We start from the raw sequence: 17,013 nt of genomic DNA, 5'->3' as shown, positions 1-17,013 counted from the left end.
TATTAGTTGTAGTGGATGCCTATTGCCTTCAGGATAGCCAAAACGTCCTTTTTTGCTTTGTTGACTATGTGAGTTGGAAAACAAAAAGCCCCTAGCGCTGGCAGTCGCGACATTAAATTAAGAGTTTACGGAAGCCGCCGACGGCGCTGCTTCCTGTTATTTGAAACCCTATGCTGGTTGATCTTCGCATTCAAAATTACGCGCTGATTGAAGCGCTGGAGTTGCGGCCCTCGGCTCTGCTCAATATTATCACCGGCGAAACTGGCGCCGGTAAGTCTATCATGCTGGGCGCCATTGGTTTGCTCCTCGGAAACCGGGCCGACTCACGCATGCTCTTCAACACGGGCAATAAGTGCGTGATTGAGGGCCAGTTCGATATTTCGAACTATCAGCTTCAAGACATCTTCGACTCGGAAGATCTCGACTACGACGCTCAGTGCATTCTGCGCCGCGAGATTAGTCCTACAGGCAAGTCGCGGGCCTTTGTGAACGACACACCCGTGACGCTAGAGACGCTGCGTAAAATCGGCGCTAACCTAATGGACATTCACTCCCAACACGATACGCTGCTGCTGGGCGACGCTGTGTTTCAGCTGAACCTGCTCGACTTATATGCGAGCTTGGTGCCGACGCGGGGGCAGTATTCCAACGCTTACCGTCAGTACCGCAAACTCGAAGCCGATTTGAAGGCCTTGGAAAACCAAGTGGCGCAGGCGAATAAAGAGCTTGATTACCATAGCTTTCTGCTTAGTGAGCTGGAAGAAGCCCGTTTGGATCAGGAAAATCAGGAGGAGCTAGAGCAGGAAATAAAGCAGCTGGAGCACGCCGAGGAAATCAAGTATAAGCTCAGCCAAGCCTACCAAAGCTTGTCGGAAAGCGAGTATTGCGCTACGGGCAGCATGAAGGAAGCGGCCACTATGCTCGGTCAAATTGCCGCCTACGCCGACTCCTTCCAAACGCTAAAGGCCCGCCTCGACAGCTGCCTTATTGAACTGCATGACATCGCCGACGAAGTAGAAGCGGCCGAGCGCCGCACTGAAGGCGACCCCGCCCGCATCGACGAGCTGCAAGGTCGGCTGAATGTACTCTACAACCTCCAGCGCAAGCACCAAGTCCGCGACCTGGCGGCCCTTATTGAAGTGCGCGACCAATTGCGTCAGCAGGTAGGCTCGGTGTTCAACCTCGACAAGGAAATTGCCCGCTTGCGCAAAGACACCGACGGCGCCCTGGCTACCGTAACTAAGCAAGCCGCCCGCCTGTCGGAAAGCCGCCGCAAAGCGTTTCCAAAGTTTGAGAAGGAACTGGCCGCATTGCTCTCTGAACTCGGTATGCCGCACTCGCGCATTGTAATACAGCACACTACTAGTCAGCCCAGCGCTAGTGGTACCGATGTGGTGAGCATTCTATTTACGGCTAACAAAGGCGCTCAACCCCAGACACTGAGCAAAGCTGCCTCGGGGGGCGAATTCTCCCGCCTTATGCTTTGCATTAAGTACATGCTGGCCGATAAGACTGCCTTGCCCACCATAGTGTTCGACGAAATCGACACCGGTATATCGGGCGAAATTGCAGTGAAAGTGGGTCGTATGATGCAGCAAATGGCTAAGAAGCACCAACTGGTAGCTATTTCCCACCTGCCTCAGATGGCCGCTGCCGGTGACGCGCATTACTTCGTGTACAAAGAAGATCGTGCCGACCGCACCATCAGCCGCATTCGTGAGCTGAACACCGAGGAGCGTATCCGGGAAATTGCCCATATGATTGCCGGCGCTAAGCCCAGCGAAAACGCCTTTGAAAGCGCGCGAGAGCTATTGGCGATGCGCGGCGAGGCAATTGCCGCCTAGCGCAACTGGTCGAACAACACCGCTTGAAGAGTTAGAACCAAATAAGGGGGTCATGCAGAGCGGGGCGAAGCATCTCGCATGTTTACCAGGATTAGTAATCCCACGAGCGAGATGCTCCGCTCCGCTCTGCATGACGGTCTCGTGGCGGTGGTCAACACACAAGATTAGAGGAGACCAGTTGACGTTGTTGGAGAGAGTGTGGTGGTGTTTTTTATTTTTTCGCCTCTTTTGCACTTCCTAACCACCAACTCCTACATTCTCTCCATGTCCAATAACCTACTCGCTGGCAAAGTCGGCATTATTTCCGGCGCGCTCGATTCCAAATCTATTGCCTGGAAAGTGGCTCAAAAAGCTCACTCCGAAGGTGCTCGCTTCGTGCTGACCAATGCCCCGCTGGCTATGCGCATGGGCGAAATCAAGCAGTTGGCTGAGGAGTGCGGCGCTCTTATCGTGCCCGCTGATGCTACCTCGGTAGAAGAGTTGGAAAACCTATTTTCGCAGGCTACTGAGCACCTGGGGGGCAAATTGGACTTCGTGCTGCATAGCATTGGCATGAGCCCCAACATCCGCAAAAAGAAAAGCTACGGTGAGCTGGACTACAAATTCTTCCAGCAAACGCTCGACGTATCGGCTTTGTCGTTTCACAAGATGATGGCCGTGGCCGAGCGCCAGGATGCCATGAATGAGTGGGGCAGCATTCTAGCCCTGAGTTACATAGCCGCTCAGCGCGTATTTCCCGATTACACGGATATGTCGCAGGCTAAAGCCATGCTCGAAAGCATTGCCCGCAACTATGGCTACCGCTTTGGCAAGCTGAAGAAAGTGCGTGTAAATACCATTAGCCAATCTCCCACTAAAACCACGGCTGGCACTGGTGTAGGAGGCTTCGATGCGTTCTACGACTACGCCGACAAAATGTCGCCCCTAGGTAATGCGCCCGCTGAGGCCTGTGCCGACTACTGCATCACCCTTTTCTCCGACCTAACCCGCTACGTGACCATGCAGAACCTGCTCCACGACGGCGGCTTCAGCAGCACGGGCATTTCGGAGGATGTGGTAGAAGCTTTGACAAAAATGAATAGCTAAGCTTCCGAACCGGAAGTAGTGAGAGCCCGACCTATAATTAGGTCGGGCTTTTTTGTGTGAACCGAATGCGGCGATTAAACTCCTCCGCATCCCATGAGCGTAGTGTGCGTAGAAAAATGGTTACCGCATCATTTATTCTTAGTAGCCATTACAACAGCTTATGCGCACTATTCCCCGCGACCCTAGCTTCGACAGCACGTTAGATTTATTACGTGAGGGCTTCCCCTTTATTCACAATCGTAGCAACCATTTACAATCCGATATCTTTCAAATTCGGTTGCTGGGGCAAAAGACTATTTGTTTGCACGGACCGGAGAGTGCCCGGCTCTTCTACGATCCTGCCCGATTTATGCGAACTGGCGCAGTGCCCCGGCGCATTCAAACTACCCTTATGGGCCAAGATGCGGTGCAAACGCAGGACGATGATATCCACCGCTGCCGCAAGGATATGTTTATGTCGGTGATGACGCCGGGCAGCCGGCACCGGCTCATGGCTTTGCTCGCCGAGGAATGGCAGACCTACGCGGAGCAATGGGAGCACTTGGATGAGGTAAAGCTGTTTCCGGAGGTTCAGGAAATCTTGTGCCGAGCGGCGTGCGCTTGGACTGGGGTCCCCCTCCGAGAAAAGGAAGTAGAACAGCGCGCCCGTGACTTTGGCGCCATGGTCGATGCGTTTGGCGGGGTGGGGCCACGGCACTGGCGCGGCAAACGTGCCCGTCGTCGCGCCGAGAAATGGATTCGAGGAGTTATACAAAAAATTCGCTCGGGCAAATTAGCCGTCGAAGAAGGCATGCCAGCTCATACCGTAGCCTGGCACCGGGAGCCTAACGGGGAGCTGTTTGATACTCAAATGGCCGCTGTGGAGCTAATAAACCTGCTGCGCCCCATTGTGGCAATTGCTACTTACATCACCTTCGCCGCCGTGGCCTTGCACGAGTTCCCAGCGTACCGGCCGCTGCTGCGCAACCGCTCCGAAGATTACACCGAACTGTTTGTGCAGGAAGTACGGCGGTACTTTCCGTTTGCGCCATTCCTAGGGGCGCGGGTCCGCACCGACTTTGTCTGGCACGGCTACGAGTTTACTAAAGGCACCTTGGTGCTGCTGGATGTGTACGGCACTCTCCACGACCCACGCCAGTGGCAAGACCCCGACGTATTTTGGCCAGACCGTTTCCGCAACTGGAAGCAGAGCCGCTTTGACTTCATTCCCCAAGGTGGGGGTAGCTACGAAACCGGTCACCGCTGCGCCGGCGAGTGGATAACGATCGAAGCCATCAAGCAAGCCGTCACCTTCCTCAATGACAACCTCACCTACGACGTGCCGCCCCAGGACCTGCGCTACGACCTGCGCCGTATGCCGACGCTGCCGAAAAGCGGCTTTGTGATGGAAAATGTGCGCGTCCGAAAGCCGATGCTATTAGAGGCGCGCAGCCTCGCAGCCGAAGCCGCCGCGACTGGGTGTCCGTTTCATGGCTAATCGCTCTGTTGCGGCTGCTGGGGGGATTTTGCCTTAAGGCAACCGCTCCGCTAAGTAGTAGTAGGGCTGAAAAAGGTGGTGGCCGAACAGCTTTTCCTGGTCATTCGGAAACTTGGTGTAATACGTAGAGTCGGCGGGCAATACGATAGGAGTACCGGTGCGCACGTAGTTGTTGCTGGGATAAAAAGCGGGGCCCTGATAGGCAGGGACTTGCTTCTTTATCTCCCGCGCCACGAAATTGCCAAGGTAGCGCTGGTAGCGGCGCTGAGCCCGCTGAGAAGGCCGCGCTAGCTGATTATAAGCAAAGCCCAGCGCGACGCGCTTCGGAAATTTCTGCTTGCGGATAATAGATTTGGCCCCCACAAACGGATTGACAGGGTTGAAGTCGCGCAGCGTCTGGACGGAGAGGGGGAATTCTGGCACCCAGTCGGCTGGGTTTACTACGTTAAACGCCCAGCCGCCATGGGTTGCAGCCTCATAGTCGTAAGCGAAATACAGGTTGCCGGGCTTAGGACCGGCGCTGCAATAGGTCTTGAAGCGGATATCGGTGGGCAGGCGGCCCTGCTTTTGCAACGAGCGTACGTGGGCCGTAAGCAAATAAGCCAACGAGCCGCCCTGGCTGTGTCCCATGATGATAAAGTCGCGGGTGCCGAGCTGGTGGAGAGAATCTATTTTGACCAGAATGTCGTCGGCAAGGAAGGCCGTGCCCAGCAGCCAGCCCGCGTGCACGGCCGCCTGCGGATTGGTAGCCAGCGCGTACTTGAACGTGCGAGTAGGGGAGATGCGCAGCTCGCCGGTAGCGGGCAGCATAGCCGCGTAAAAATTTTCCAGCCAGCTCACCGAGTTCTGGGTGGTGCCCCGAATACTGATAACGGCCGCCGCGTCGGGGCTGATCCACAGGTCCCAGCGGTTGTCGAGGCCTACCACGGGCGAGCGGTACACCATGCGAAAGCGAGCAGGCCGCGGAATAGCCCCAAAAAACGTGGTGTCGGCAATGCGCGCGTGCAGTCGCAACAGCTCCAAGTACTCAGCCTTATCGAAGCCAGGCTTCAGTTGTTGGGCCTGTAGGGTGCCGGCTCCTATCAGCAAACCGAGGAGAGCAACGATGGCAATGCGCATTGGCAGAGTAATTTGGTAGATTACTCTTATACAAGCTATTGGCTCAGGGGTTTTGTGAGGTCGAAGTCAGCCTGAAACCGTAGCTGCCCATCGCGCTTCAGAATGTAGCTGAACGTTTTCTGGTCTTCGCTGAGTGCCGTCGACCACTCGTTGGTGGCGGCAGCAGGTATCAGCTTGGCCGTGTAGTCGTCGGCCGGAAAACTTTGGCTGTACAGAGTGCCGCCGGCTTTGGCATAGCCTCCGTACATGGTCACCGAGTCGGGGGTGCCATCGGGGTGGCGGTGGTCGTGCTTGAGCAGGAGGCCCTGGTCGCTTTTAGTAAACACCCAGGTACGCGACTTATCCTCGCCAACTTGAAACGGTACGCGTATTTCGGTGGGAGAGCAGCTTTGCAACCGCATCACCAATGCCTTGCCCGCAAATGGATCTTTGCCGCCTTCCGGATACACCACTTTGCCCTGATACGCCTGATTGCACAAGCTGCTGAGGCGCCCGAAAAAGTCGGGGGCGGGCGTGGGGGGCATTTTGGCCGTAGTGCAGCCCAATACAAAAAGGATGAGAAGGAGGTAAGCGTTTTTCATAAATGATACGTATTGAGGGCTAGACCACCAGCGGGCGTTTGCGGTATGTGTTGCTCAATTTAGACCTTGTCGAGCTGTAAGATTACGCTAAAACCAGCAGTTCAGCCGCTGGGCTATCAGGATGTGCAGCCCCACAGTACGCGTACCCAGCTTGGGAAAGGTTACTTATTCATTCACCGCCGGGCCGCCCCGGAGTTATAAATTCCACCCTAGCATAATTTCACCATGCCAAATACCCCTGATCTCGAAACGCTGCTCGATACGCAGCAGAAAAAGCTGAGCTTTTTTCAGAATCTGGTACTAGTGGCCGCCGCCGATGGTGTGCTCGACAATAGTGAAAGCGACTTTCTACTGCAAATTGGCCGTAGGCTAGGCCTGTCGGCCGAAGATGTGCAGCCCATTGCCGACAACCTTGATATACTCAGCTTCGTGGTAGCCTCAGAAGGCATGCAGCGCACGATGGAGTTGCAAACCCTAGTGCAAATGATGCTGCAAGACGGCCAGATTGACCCCCGCGAATACGGCCTGTGCATGGAGTACGCCAACCGCATCGGCTACAGCAAAGACATTCTGGATGACATGGTAAGCCAATTGGCCGGCGGCGAGCCCACTGGTGGCAACCGCAACCCGCCCACAGTAAAGTAAGGCTGGGCTTGCATCAGCGGCCTTTCACGCCGGGATAAAGCGTTTGAACTATATCACTTTGGACGAATTCTTTGGTACGCACATTCATCAGGGTCAACAGCCCGCCGTAGGCCGCACCTTGGTCTAGGTTCCAGACGTTGGCCCGCTGGCACGGCACAGCGCTAGCGGGCCAAGTAGGAGTGTGCCCAATGAAGCATTCCTTGTAAGCATTGGCAAACAAGCCATTACGCCAAAGTAATCGGTCCCAAACCAGGTCGTAAGGATTTTGCTTGGCTATTGGCTGGTAAGGGTCGAAGCCACCGTGCACATATAGGTTGCCTGCTTCGTCCTCAAAATATGGTTGCTGCTGACCAAAGAAAGTCTGAAAATGCCGCTCAAGCTGCTCCTGTGGCCCACGTTCATAGGAGTCGTAGGTAGCCTTGCCGCCCTGCTGATACCATAGCATATTGACCTTTGTCCGCGGTGGTTCGGTAGCCATCCACTCGGCCGTCCACCAGTCATGGTTGCCTTGCAGCCAGATGCTGTTTGGAATGCTAAGCAGTCGTTCCACACATTCAGCTGTTTCGGGCCAGCCATCGGAGATGTCGCCCAGATGAACGAGGCGGTCAATACCGGGCCGAAAGGGGCTGCGTTCTAATACTTGTTCGAGGGCACGATAGGCACCGTGAATGTCGCCGAGAGCATAAGTTTCCATGCCGACTACTACGGGCACAGAGGCAAGTGGGCTGTGGTTGAGCTGGGGGGCTTTTTTAGTTTATCGACAAAAGTTGAACAAAGTAGAAGCGCCTAGTTGCGTCTCGTTGTTGCTGAAGTTGCTTGGCCAAAAGGCTCAGTAACAACCCTTCAACGACGAGACACAACTAGGCGCTTCTACTTTGCTTTGTATTTACAGAGCCAGCACGCCAACAGCAGTGGCTACATTTATGCGGCCCCAGCCAAGCGTGCTGCTACGGGCGCTGCGGTTGGAGCTGGCCGCTACCAACCGATTCATGATTTGGGCGCGGGTTTCGGTCGGATATTTCGCCCACACCAGCGCGGTCATGCCGGCCATGGTGGCAGTGGCGGCAGAAGAGCCGCCAACGGTGCTGGGCGCATCGCCGCTCATCGCCAAGGTAAGAGTAGTCAGGTCGTTGCTGGGTTTCTGCATCACTACCGTGAACTCAACTTCAGCCCCCACGTGGCAATCATCGCAGCGCGTGGTCAGGTTGTCTTTTACGCCGGTGACGGCCACAGCTTCGGGAAGAGTAGCCGGGTAAGTAACCCCCACAAACCCCGACGACCAGTCGAAGGAAGTGCCCGCCGCGCAGAAGATAAGCTTGCCTCGATTGTAGGCATAGCGGATGGCGTCGGTCATTTGTGAGGAAGTAGTCAGGCGGCCCATGCTCATGCTGATGATGCGCACATCGGAGCGGTTGCCAGCCAAGATATACGCATCAGACACACCTTTTACCTCGCGACTCGCATCCAAAAACACGTCCTGCGCAGCGCGTATTGTGATGAGGTTGGCATTATACGCCACGCCTACCGAAGCCCCATCAGTACCGCGTGGAGCAGCCGCTACGCCGGCCATGCTTGTACCGTGCCCGCAGGCATCGTCGGGCGTTTCTACGGGGCCCGTAGGAATACCCAGGAAAGTAGGCCGCGGCAAGGTTACGAGCCGCTCAATGGTGCGGCCCGCGCTTAGACCCTGGTTAAAGTCGGAGCCTAGGTTTTCCTGCGCTAACGACGAGCCCGAATCAATGATGACAATCTTGATGCCTCGCCCCGTGCTTTGGCTCCAGCCAGCCCGAATACCGTGAAACTGGTCGGCCTGATTCCACGACGATTTACTGCCATTCGATAAAACGGTGTAGTCGGCGCCGGCTAATAAGCCAGGGGCGGGCACGTTGTTATCGCAGCCGCTGCTGCTCAGAATAGAGGCCGTGCTGTTGGCCGTAACACTCGGCCGACGGTTGGGCTCGTAACCCATGGGCTCGGCGTAGCGCACCAGTCTGGAAGCGCGCAGCTTTTCAATCGTGCTCAACTCCCGCACCGTTACGTCAAGCACGGGCAGTACATTCTCCTCATAGGCAACTATTTGGGCAGGGTTCAGCTCGGGGTTGGCTTTGCGTTCTTCCTCCATAATCAGCTCCAACACTTGAGCGCGGGCTTCCTGCCATGCGGGCGACGTAGCATCAGCGGGTAGTTCCCCCTCAAAGCCAGCGGGCCGGTAGCCTACCGACAGCACATAGTCGGAGCGGCGGAGGGCACTCCAAACAAAGTGGGCCGAAGCCTGATTCCAGTCAAAACGGCCCGTTTCGCGCAAACGCTTCATAATCTGCGAGTCGAGCTGCTGGGTGCTGAGCGCCACGGTAGGGTCAACTTTGGGTTGAGGCGTCAGTTGGTCGTCGGACTGCTGCTGGCAGCTTGTCAGCAATGCAGCCAGCAAAGCCGTGGAAAGAAGAGAAGTAGAAGTGCGCATATGCTTTCGATAATAAGAGTAGGGTGGGAATATCAGTAGATTAATTGACGGAAAATCAGCGTCAAACGCAAGTGATTTTAGTAGTATTACGGCACTACCTCTCCCCGACAACTCACCAACCCAAAACGCCCTCCAACCTTCCACTACAACCGCCGCTATGAACATCCAAGAAGCCTACAACACCTGGGCCGACAGCTACGACACAGTTCTAAACAAAACCCGCGACCTGGAAGCCCGCGCTATCCGCGCCGTGGTACCTGGGGGGCATTTTGCCCAAGTAATTGAGCTAGGCTGCGGCACTGGCAAGAACACCGAGTGGCTGGCCACCCGCGCCGCCCACCTCACCGCCGTCGATTTTTCCCAAGAAATGCTGCTCAAGGCCCAGCAGAAGCTTCAGCAGCCGCACATTTCCTTCCAGCAGGCCGACATTACCCAGGACTGGCAATTCGCTCACAACCCCGCCAACCTCATCACATGCAGCCTCATCCTGGAGCATATCCAAGACTTGAACCACGTCTTTGATCAAGCCCGCAAAGCACTCCAGCCCAACGGCCATTTTTACATCGGGGAGCTCCACCCATTCAAACAATACCAAGGAAGCAAAGCCCGCTTCGACACGGCTGCGGGGGGCATTTTTGAGCTTGATTGCTACGTTCACCACATCTCAGACTTCACCGAAGCCGCCCGCCGCCACGGCTTCAGCTGCGTAAGCCTGCAAGAGTGGTTCGATGATAACGACCGCACTACCACCCCGCGAATCGTGTGCTTTCTTTTTCGTCGAGAAGAATAGGCAGGTTGGGTAAAACTGACAATTAATAAAAAGGCGGTCATGCAGAGGCGGAGCCGAAGCATCTCGCGCTGATGTCAGAGTAGTAACCAACTAAACACGCGAGATGCTTCGGCTCCGCCTCTGCAAGACGGGCAAATAAGCGTAAATTCTACCGTCTACCCCCTCTAGCTGAATCAGATGAAAAAGCTTGGTTTACTTCTCATATTTCAGGTGATGACGCTAAGAGGCTTCGCTCAAGATGCAGGCTTTACTAAAACGAAATTCGAGATTGGCATATCCGCTCCCGAATTGCTGCACGCAGGCGTTGGGTTCGATGTAACTTCATACAATCAGCTAGGTTTTACTGTTGGGGTGGGGCCTACGATGGGTGGCGTGTGGCCGGCGCTAAGTGCAGAGCACCGCCTATATTTTGGGAACGTACAAGCCAGCACCAACCGTCGAAAATTGTTCTTTCGTCAGGGTGCGACATACTTTCCCGCCGGCGATGAAGCTGCCGGCGTATTGTCGTTGGGTATTGATTTAAAATCAAAAAAAGCAAACAGAGGCTGGACTATCGACGCGAGCTATTTTCTGCTGTTTCCACGCACGGAAGACCGAAACAGAGACTCTGCTCCAGCGCTGCGGTTTCAGTATTACAGCTATTTCAAGAAACCGTAGAGAGCTGCGTTAAGTCAATGCACAAAAAACAATAAGCCCCATTACAAGGCTACTTGGGGGGCTTTTGCCTTCAAGTAGCCTTGTAATGGGGCTTATTAGTCTTCGAATTTTAGCTCTCTTCCTCTACTAAACTATCAGCCTGAGTAGTGGCTTCGTAGGTGTCGGCGTACTTAAAATCATCGAGCCAGTAAGCGGAGCTAACCACATCGAACACGACGGACTTTTCCTCGTGCTTTAGGGGTTTCAGCTGCCAAATGATAGACGGTGCTTCAGGGAAGCTAGTGCCGTCGAGCTGCTCGTGAAACAGGCGCTTGAGCAGGGTGCTGTCGGGCATGCCTTGGGCTAGGAGGCGCAGGAGGGGGGCTTCCGGCTGGGTGTCGAACAGGGCCAGGCCTTCGGCGTCATCGGTGGTGAGCTGCACTTGAAACTGCACCGCCTCTGCACGCGGAAACTTGCCGTTGTAGGCAGTGTATAGCAGTTGGGTGGCTTTAAAAAAGCCTTCGTGCTGGTCTAGCTCCGGGTTTTCTTCCCACAGTTTCTCCGTGAGCATCTGGTGGGCTAGGTTTTCTATCTGGCCGGTCGTGAGCTGACCCTGGAGGAGATGCTCCAATACGAGTTGGGCTGCTGCCGTGGGCTCCAGGTCGGTGAGGGCCATGTGGCACATGGTCTTTAGCTCGTCGGGGGCTATTTCGTCGGGGTTATCGTAGCCGGTTTTGAGCAGGAGAGCTTTGTAGTCTTGGGGTTGCCAGGAGTTCGGTAGCTCCGTAAGGGAATCGAAGGACAGGCGCTCTACGGTGAATTTTTGCATGATCAGGAATACTTGGGGTGGCCAGCGTTGGCCACGGGCGGGGCTGGCACGCGTGTATCCTGTGTACGGGAGCTGGACAGAAGCAACTAGAAATGCTCCCAACTTCTTGATTCGGACTATCTCACTCGACGTGCATCAATGAATCTCTACAAGATCGCGCCAGCTTTGGGAATTTTTATATGTTAAATATAGTGTCCTCTTTATCAATTGGTTTAAGGAGATTAAACTTTTGCTTTTCTATCTCATTTAGTGACTTGCCATTTACGTCCTTCCAATTCTCCCTTCCATTAATATTGTATCCTACAATAACAGCCGCAGCAGCTGAGGGAGAGCCGAATAATACATCATTCTGGAATAGATATTTGTTTTCGTTGAGTACCAAAGAATTATTTGCTATTAAATCTTCTCGAAGATTTCTATAGCCTAATCCTAGATTAGCAGTATGTACTTCTGCTGCTTCAGAGTTTTTGCAAACAACTAACCCCTCGTTTGTTTGTATTGCGTTTGCTTTTAAGGTTCCTACTTTAAGAAATAATGAAGATGTAATATCATCATAAGATATACTATCATTATTTGTAAGTGATTTAAGATCTTGAGTATGCGACTTAGTCTGATGAGGAGCTATTGGCTCAAGTGTATATTTCCCAAATACGCCTAGTAGTAATTTGATGTACACTAGCAACTCCTCCATTGCTTCTTTGTCTGCAACAGGCAAGGTAGATAATTGCGGTTGGTTGATATTATCAACGGTATTTCTTTTTACGAAAAAAGCAATTTCTATAGCCTTGCTTTCTAAATATTTAACATGTGATTTTGTTAAATTCTCATCCTTGCTTGTGAAGAAAATAACTTCATCCCAAAAATCCTTTTTATTAGCGTGCTCTTGAATGCGACTAAATATATTCTCAGCTTCACCAATATAAACTTTAGGTAATGTTGTTGATTCATCTATGCCGAAAAGAAAATAAATTCCTGGTCTATTTGCTTCGCTGAAAGTATAAAGCTCATTAACTCTCGTACGCGGACACGTAACGGACTGAATTGTATGATTTACTATTTCGGCAAACCTAATTCCTGTTGAAGTGCCGTCTTTTAAAAAGATTCTTACGCTCTTGCCAAATGTGGTCACGATTGCTATTAGTTTTTAGTGGATTTTCTCAAATGTAATATTTATCATAATACCTCTTCACGCTGCCGTATCCTCTACTTCATCTCCATCATCCACCATTACCCGCGCTAGCTTCTCGATATTGAGGCTGCGGGCCGAGGCGTCGAAGATCTCGCGGTAGGCGCCGCGCTTGTCGTAGAGCTCGTCGTGGGTGCCGCTTTCTACCATGCGGCCCTGCTTCATGACGTAGATGCAGTCGGAGTCCACGATTTGGGCGAGACTGTGGGAGATGATGACCACCGTGCGGCCCTGCTTGATGGCGTCGAGCGAGTTCTTGATTTGCTCAGTGGCAATGGCGTCGAGGGAGGCGGTGGGCTCGTCGAGGAAGATGATTGGCGGGTTTTTGAGGAAGAGCCGGGCAATGGCAATGCGCTGCTGCTGCCCACCCGACAGCTGCTGAGCATCGGACTGATACTGCTGGGGCAGGGCCATGATTTGGTCGTGGAGGTAGGCCTGCTTGGCGGCGGCTTTTATCTCGTCCAAGGTCGCGGAGAAGTTGCCGTAGCGGATGTTTTCCTCGATGCTGCCCTTGAAAATGTGGTTTTTCTGGAGCACCAGCCCGATGCGCTGGCGCAGGGCGTGGGTGTCGTAGTCGGAGAGGGGGCGGCCGTCGAGGAGCATTTCGCCGCCGTTGGGCTCGTAGAATTTGCACAGTAGATTGAGAATCGTGCTTTTGCCCGCCCCGGAGAGGCCGACCAGGGCGGTGGTTTGGCCGGCCGCAATGGTGAGGCTGACATCGTGGAGGGCCTGGGTGCCGCTGGGGTAAGTGAAGTCGACGTGGCGGAGCGAAAAAGCCCCCCGGAGCTGGTCGGGCGGGGTGGGGCCGGTGCGCTCGGTTTCGGTGGTGGCGTCGAGGATGTCGAAGAAGCCTTCGGAGTAAGTGAGGGCCTCGTTCATCTCGTCGTAGATGCGGTGGAGCTGGCGGATGGGCGCCGACACGTTATTGAACAGCAGAATATGGAACATGATGGCCCCGATGGAGATCTGCCGATCTAGCACGAGGTAGGCCGTCAGGATGATGATGAGTACCACGCCAATCTGCTCCACGAAGGTTTTGAGGCCGTCGAAGAGGAAGTTGGTTTTGCGGGTTTCGAGCTGGGTAGTCACGAGGTTACGCTGCATGCCGGCCTGCTTCTCGCCTTCGTAATCTTCACGCACAAAGCTCTTAATCACCACAATAGAGTCGATGATGTTGATGAGGCCCTGGCTGCGCTGCTCGCGCAACCCGCGCAGACTACGGCGCACGCCGTTGAGCTTATCGGCCTGCCGGTAGCTGATCCAGAAGTAGATTGGCAGAATGCCCAGGGCCACCAGCCCCACGTACACGTTGGCCGTGAACATGATAATGAGGGCCACAATGGAGTTGGCAAACAGCGGCAGGATGTCGATAAAGAAGTTCTGGACCAGCTTCATCAGGCTCTCCACGCCGCGGTCGATGCGGGTTTGGAGCTTGCCGGTTTGGTTGCCGCTGTCGGAGTAGAAACCTAGCTGGTAGCTCAAAATCTTATCCACGGCCGACTGGTGTAGGGTGCTCGAAACGTTGATGCGAATTTTCTCGCCGTAAAACTTCTGCCCAAACTGTATGAAGGTGTTGATTACTTCCTTGCCCAACAGCAGCGCGCTAACAACAAGCAGCAAATTTGCCCCCTGGGTCAGTCCGAGGCCCTGATCCAGCAGCCCCTGCACGGTATCCACGGTGTAGCGCAGCACAAACGGATTGACTTGCGCCGCTAACGACCCCACCAACGTCAGCAGCAACGTGCTGATAACCAGCCCGCGGTAAGGCAGAACATACGGGTACAGGCGGCGGATAATTTGCCAAAGACTCATAGCAGCAGCGGAACAGTAAAAGCTGCTGGGTTAGACGAGGGAGGTGGGGGTGGGGTTATTGGGGGCAAAAAAGAAAGCCTAACTTATGAGGTCAAGCTTCCAGTTACTTAGGGCAATTAAGCTGATATATTGATACTACTGCACAGGCATTATGAAACTTGATTCTTGCACAGCTAAAGTATCACCGGGACCTATAGTAGCAATAGCCGCTTCATTAAACTCATTGAATAATAATCCAGATAATTCATTGCTAGGAAATCCCAAAGAATTACGTTTGAGACGATAGTGCAACAAAGCAACTCTCATATTGCTTTGACCTCTATAGCCTACTCGTACTTCCTTAGTAAGATGCATTATTGAAGAAGAGCTTACAGGAAGTTCAACTATTGGAGCAATGTATTTCAATAACGCTCTAATATGAGTTTCAGGGGCACCACTAAACCTGTTAGTGGGTATCTGTACGGATCTTACAGAGTAAAACAAGTGCTGATTGCCGTTTTGAGTTACGTAAAAGCTCATGCCCCCTGTACCAAATATAGCAGTGTCCGGTGCTACAAATCGAATAATAGCCGCTGGATCAATTACAGTAGGTACAGTAAATGGAGTACCTGAATTTATAATAAAGCGGCCTTTTACACGCTGGTCTTTTATTTCGATTCCGTTAGTAAAGACACGCTGACGTACCTTTATATCAGGACTCTGATCATCTTTTTTGCAAGACGATAAGAAGAGGATACTTAGTGATAACGATAAGATGGAGCGAATTAACATTTCGAGTATAATACAATTTTGATCATGCAAGATATCACTAGTTACTTGGTCTAATGCAACTTGCGATGTTTTCTTGCCTCTTTGCCTATCAAACTATCTCTCACCACCAACCAAACCACATGACAACACTCCGACTCTTAGCCTTGGCCGGTGGCCTGGCGCTGGCCGCACCTACCTTAGCCCAACAAGCCGAAAAAGTTGATCAGGCCATGATTGCCAAGATCAAAGACGAAGGCATGAACCGCTCTAAGGTGATGGAAACGGCCTTTTACCTCACCGACGTTTGCGGTCCGCGGCTGGCCAACTCCGACGGCCTGAAGCGCGCCAACGAGTGGACCAAAGGCCAGCTCACCAAGTGGGGCATGAGCAACGCCAACATCGAGCCTTGGGGCGACTTTGGTCGCGGCTGGGACATCGAGAAGTCATATGTGGCTATGACGGCGCCGTATTATCACGCCATGATTGGTGCACCGAAGGCCTGGACGCCCTCTACCAACGGCAACGTAAAGAAGCAGGTGGTGTACGTGCAGGCCGCTACCGAGGCCGATTTGGCCAAGTACCAAGGGAAAGTGCGCGATAAAATCGTGGTGATGGCCGTGGCTACGCCGCCCAAAACCACTTTCGAGGCCGACGCCAAGCGCTACACCGATGAGGAACTGACCAAAATGCTGGAAGCTCCAGCCGCGCGCTCAGCCGCTGATGAGGCTGCCATGGCCGAGCGCATGACTACCTACCGTGCTCAACTCGCCCTGCGCACCAAGCTCAATGAAATGCTGATGAGCGAAGGCGCGGCCGCTGTGCTAAGCACCCGCGGCGGCTCGCACGGTACTTTCTTCACCAGCAATGGCGCCCCTTACGCTGCCAATGCGAAGCCGGTACTGCCCGAAATAGAAATGTCGCCCGAGGATCAGCTGCGTCTGATTCGGTTGGTGGAAGCCGGGATTACGGTGGAAGTAGAAATGGAAACCAAAACCCGTTTCCAGAACACGGATTTGAAAGGCTATAATGTCATCGCCGAAATCCCTGGCACTGACAAGAAGCTGAAAAAGGAAATAGTGATGCTTGGGGGGCATTTAGACTCCTGGCACGCCGCCACTGGTGCTACAGACAACGCGGCCGGTTGCGCCGTGATGATGGAAGCCATGCGCATCCTGAAAGCTACCGGTGTAAAGCCCCGCCGCACCATCCGCATTGCCCTGTGGGGCGAGGAGGAGCAGGGTCTGCACGGCTCGCGCAACTATGTGAAGAACCACTTTGCTGACCCCGCTACCATGAAGCTGTTGCCCGACCACGAGAAACTGGCCGGCTACTTCAACCTCGATAACGGCGGCGGCAAAATCCGCGGTATCTACTTGCAGGGCAACGAAGGCGTAGCGCCCATCTTTACCGCTTGGCTCAAGCCCTTCGCTGACCTAGGCGCCACGACCGTAACGCCCCGCAACACGGGCGGCACTGACCACCTAGCTTTCGACGCAGTAGGATTACCCGGTTTCCAGTTCGTTCAGGACGGCCTCGACTACAACACCCGTACTCACCACACTAACCAAGATACCTTCGACCGTCTGCAGGCTGATGACCTGAAGCAAGCCTCGGTTATCGTGGCTTCCTTCGTTTACCACACTGCCATGCGCGACCAGAAGCTGCCGCGCAAGCCACTGCCAGCGGCCGTGCCTAAGTCGTAGTGCTTTGCTAGTGAAGCATAAAAAAGCCCCCCAGACTGTTTCTGGGGGGCTTTTTTAATGATGATATTTTGCTTTTCCACGAAAAGACAACAGA

15 protein-coding genes are annotated in these 17,013 nt (G+C 53.8%); 7 read left to right on the top strand and 8 right to left on the bottom strand.

Translation table 11 applies throughout. The annotated features are described in order from the left end of the window. Window positions 1-170 precede the first annotated feature (170 nt). The 3 genes from recN to ACW9KT_RS14150 all read left to right on the top strand — a co-directional run bounded on the left by recN (window position 171) and on the right by ACW9KT_RS14150 (window position 4,407). Window positions 171-1,844 (top strand): DNA repair protein RecN, encoded by a 1,674-nt coding sequence (gene recN / locus ACW9KT_RS14160; RefSeq protein ID WP_457081475.1) that lies wholly within the window; start codon window positions 171-173, stop codon window positions 1,842-1,844. A gap of 264 nt (window positions 1,845-2,108) precedes the next feature. Continuing rightward, entirely contained in the window at window positions 2,109-2,930 is an 822-nt protein-coding gene (locus tag ACW9KT_RS14155) for an enoyl-ACP reductase FabI (RefSeq protein ID WP_457081473.1), read from the top strand. Between the two features lie 160 nt (window positions 2,931-3,090). Then, window positions 3,091-4,407, top strand: coding sequence for a cytochrome P450 (locus tag ACW9KT_RS14150; RefSeq protein WP_457081471.1), 1,317 nt, complete (start codon window positions 3,091-3,093; stop codon window positions 4,405-4,407). A gap of 33 nt (window positions 4,408-4,440) precedes the next feature. On the opposite strand, the gene ACW9KT_RS14145 is transcribed toward ACW9KT_RS14150, so the two are convergent. Beyond that, window positions 4,441-5,526 carry a lipase family protein gene (locus tag ACW9KT_RS14145; protein WP_457081469.1) on the bottom strand — a complete coding sequence of 362 codons (1,086 nt, stop codon included), beginning with the start codon at window positions 5,524-5,526 and terminating at the stop codon, window positions 4,441-4,443. Window positions 5,527-5,561: 35 nt separating this feature from the next. Continuing rightward, window positions 5,562-6,107, bottom strand: a complete 546-nt coding sequence (locus ACW9KT_RS14140; protein ID WP_457081467.1) for a hypothetical protein — start codon at window positions 6,105-6,107, stop codon at window positions 5,562-5,564. Between the two features lie 225 nt (window positions 6,108-6,332). Here ACW9KT_RS14140 and ACW9KT_RS14135 point away from each other — a divergent pair, with 225 nt between their 5' ends. Beyond that, on the top strand, window positions 6,333-6,752 hold the full coding sequence (locus ACW9KT_RS14135) for a tellurite resistance TerB family protein (RefSeq protein WP_457081465.1): 420 nt from the start codon (window positions 6,333-6,335) through the stop codon (window positions 6,750-6,752). A gap of 13 nt (window positions 6,753-6,765) precedes the next feature. On the opposite strand, the gene ACW9KT_RS14130 is transcribed toward ACW9KT_RS14135, so the two are convergent. Then, complete coding sequence (locus ACW9KT_RS14130; RefSeq protein ID WP_457081464.1) at window positions 6,766-7,464, bottom strand: metallophosphoesterase; 699 nt, start codon at window positions 7,462-7,464, stop codon at window positions 6,766-6,768. A 174-nt stretch (window positions 7,465-7,638) separates the two neighbouring features. Beyond that, complete coding sequence (locus ACW9KT_RS14125; protein WP_457081462.1) at window positions 7,639-9,213, bottom strand: S8 family peptidase; 1,575 nt, start codon at window positions 9,211-9,213, stop codon at window positions 7,639-7,641. A 157-nt stretch (window positions 9,214-9,370) separates the two neighbouring features. Here ACW9KT_RS14125 and ACW9KT_RS14120 point away from each other — a divergent pair, with 157 nt between their 5' ends. Together ACW9KT_RS14120 and ACW9KT_RS14115 are read left to right on the top strand one after the other, a co-directional pair. Continuing rightward, entirely contained in the window at window positions 9,371-10,003 is a 633-nt protein-coding gene (locus ACW9KT_RS14120; protein WP_457081460.1) for a class I SAM-dependent methyltransferase, read from the top strand. A gap of 177 nt (window positions 10,004-10,180) precedes the next feature. Continuing rightward, complete coding sequence (locus ACW9KT_RS14115) at window positions 10,181-10,660, top strand: hypothetical protein (RefSeq protein ID WP_457081458.1); 480 nt, start codon at window positions 10,181-10,183, stop codon at window positions 10,658-10,660. A 109-nt stretch (window positions 10,661-10,769) separates the two neighbouring features. Here the strand turns inward: ACW9KT_RS14115 and ACW9KT_RS14110 are convergent, their stop codons facing one another. The 4 genes from ACW9KT_RS14110 to ACW9KT_RS14095 form a co-directional block, all read right to left on the bottom strand. Beyond that, a complete protein-coding gene (locus ACW9KT_RS14110; RefSeq protein ID WP_457081456.1) occupies window positions 10,770-11,468 on the bottom strand; it encodes a hypothetical protein in 699 nt (232 codons plus the stop codon). 175 nt (window positions 11,469-11,643) lie between these two features. Continuing rightward, window positions 11,644-12,597, bottom strand: coding sequence for a GIY-YIG nuclease family protein (locus ACW9KT_RS14105; RefSeq protein WP_457081454.1), 954 nt, complete (start codon window positions 12,595-12,597; stop codon window positions 11,644-11,646). 57 nt (window positions 12,598-12,654) lie between these two features. Further along, on the bottom strand, window positions 12,655-14,466 hold the full coding sequence (locus ACW9KT_RS14100; protein ID WP_457081452.1) for an ABC transporter ATP-binding protein: 1,812 nt from the start codon (window positions 14,464-14,466) through the stop codon (window positions 12,655-12,657). 135 nt (window positions 14,467-14,601) lie between these two features. Further along, entirely contained in the window at window positions 14,602-15,237 is a 636-nt protein-coding gene (locus tag ACW9KT_RS14095) for a hypothetical protein (protein WP_457081450.1), read from the bottom strand. A 119-nt stretch (window positions 15,238-15,356) separates the two neighbouring features. Here ACW9KT_RS14095 and ACW9KT_RS14090 point away from each other — a divergent pair, with 119 nt between their 5' ends. Beyond that, complete coding sequence (locus tag ACW9KT_RS14090) at window positions 15,357-16,919, top strand: M28 family metallopeptidase (RefSeq protein WP_457081448.1); 1,563 nt, start codon at window positions 15,357-15,359, stop codon at window positions 16,917-16,919. The last annotated feature ends 94 nt before the right edge of the window (window positions 16,920-17,013 follow it).

The organism is Hymenobacter sp. HD11105 (assembly GCF_054051685.1).
The sequence above is the reverse complement of the archived record's forward strand: the minus strand, read 5'-3'. Positions and strand labels throughout refer to the sequence as shown.

Bases quoted from the DNA above. Each gene is read 5' to 3' on its own strand.
- ACW9KT_RS14100 (WP_457081452.1), bottom strand. From the start codon at position 14,466: ATGAGTCTTTGGCAAATTATCCGCCGCCTGTACCCGTATGTTCTGCCT.
- ACW9KT_RS14120 (WP_457081460.1), top strand. From the start codon at position 9,371: ATGAACATCCAAGAAGCCTACAACACCTGGGCCGACAGCTACGACACA.
- ACW9KT_RS14155 (WP_457081473.1), top strand. From the start codon at position 2,109: ATGTCCAATAACCTACTCGCTGGCAAAGTCGGCATTATTTCCGGCGCG.
- ACW9KT_RS14125 (WP_457081462.1), bottom strand. From the start codon at position 9,213: ATGCGCACTTCTACTTCTCTTCTTTCCACGGCTTTGCTGGCTGCATTG.
- ACW9KT_RS14115 (WP_457081458.1), top strand. From the start codon at position 10,181: ATGAAAAAGCTTGGTTTACTTCTCATATTTCAGGTGATGACGCTAAGA.
- recN (WP_457081475.1), top strand. From the start codon at position 171: ATGCTGGTTGATCTTCGCATTCAAAATTACGCGCTGATTGAAGCGCTG.
- ACW9KT_RS14140 (WP_457081467.1), bottom strand. From the start codon at position 6,107: ATGAAAAACGCTTACCTCCTTCTCATCCTTTTTGTATTGGGCTGCACT.
- ACW9KT_RS14110 (WP_457081456.1), bottom strand. From the start codon at position 11,468: ATGCAAAAATTCACCGTAGAGCGCCTGTCCTTCGATTCCCTTACGGAG.
- ACW9KT_RS14135 (WP_457081465.1), top strand. From the start codon at position 6,333: ATGCCAAATACCCCTGATCTCGAAACGCTGCTCGATACGCAGCAGAAA.
- ACW9KT_RS14145 (WP_457081469.1), bottom strand. From the start codon at position 5,526: ATGCGCATTGCCATCGTTGCTCTCCTCGGTTTGCTGATAGGAGCCGGC.
- ACW9KT_RS14090 (WP_457081448.1), top strand. From the start codon at position 15,357: ATGACAACACTCCGACTCTTAGCCTTGGCCGGTGGCCTGGCGCTGGCC.
- ACW9KT_RS14150 (WP_457081471.1), top strand. From the start codon at position 3,091: ATGCGCACTATTCCCCGCGACCCTAGCTTCGACAGCACGTTAGATTTA.
- ACW9KT_RS14095 (WP_457081450.1), bottom strand. From the start codon at position 15,237: ATGTTAATTCGCTCCATCTTATCGTTATCACTAAGTATCCTCTTCTTA.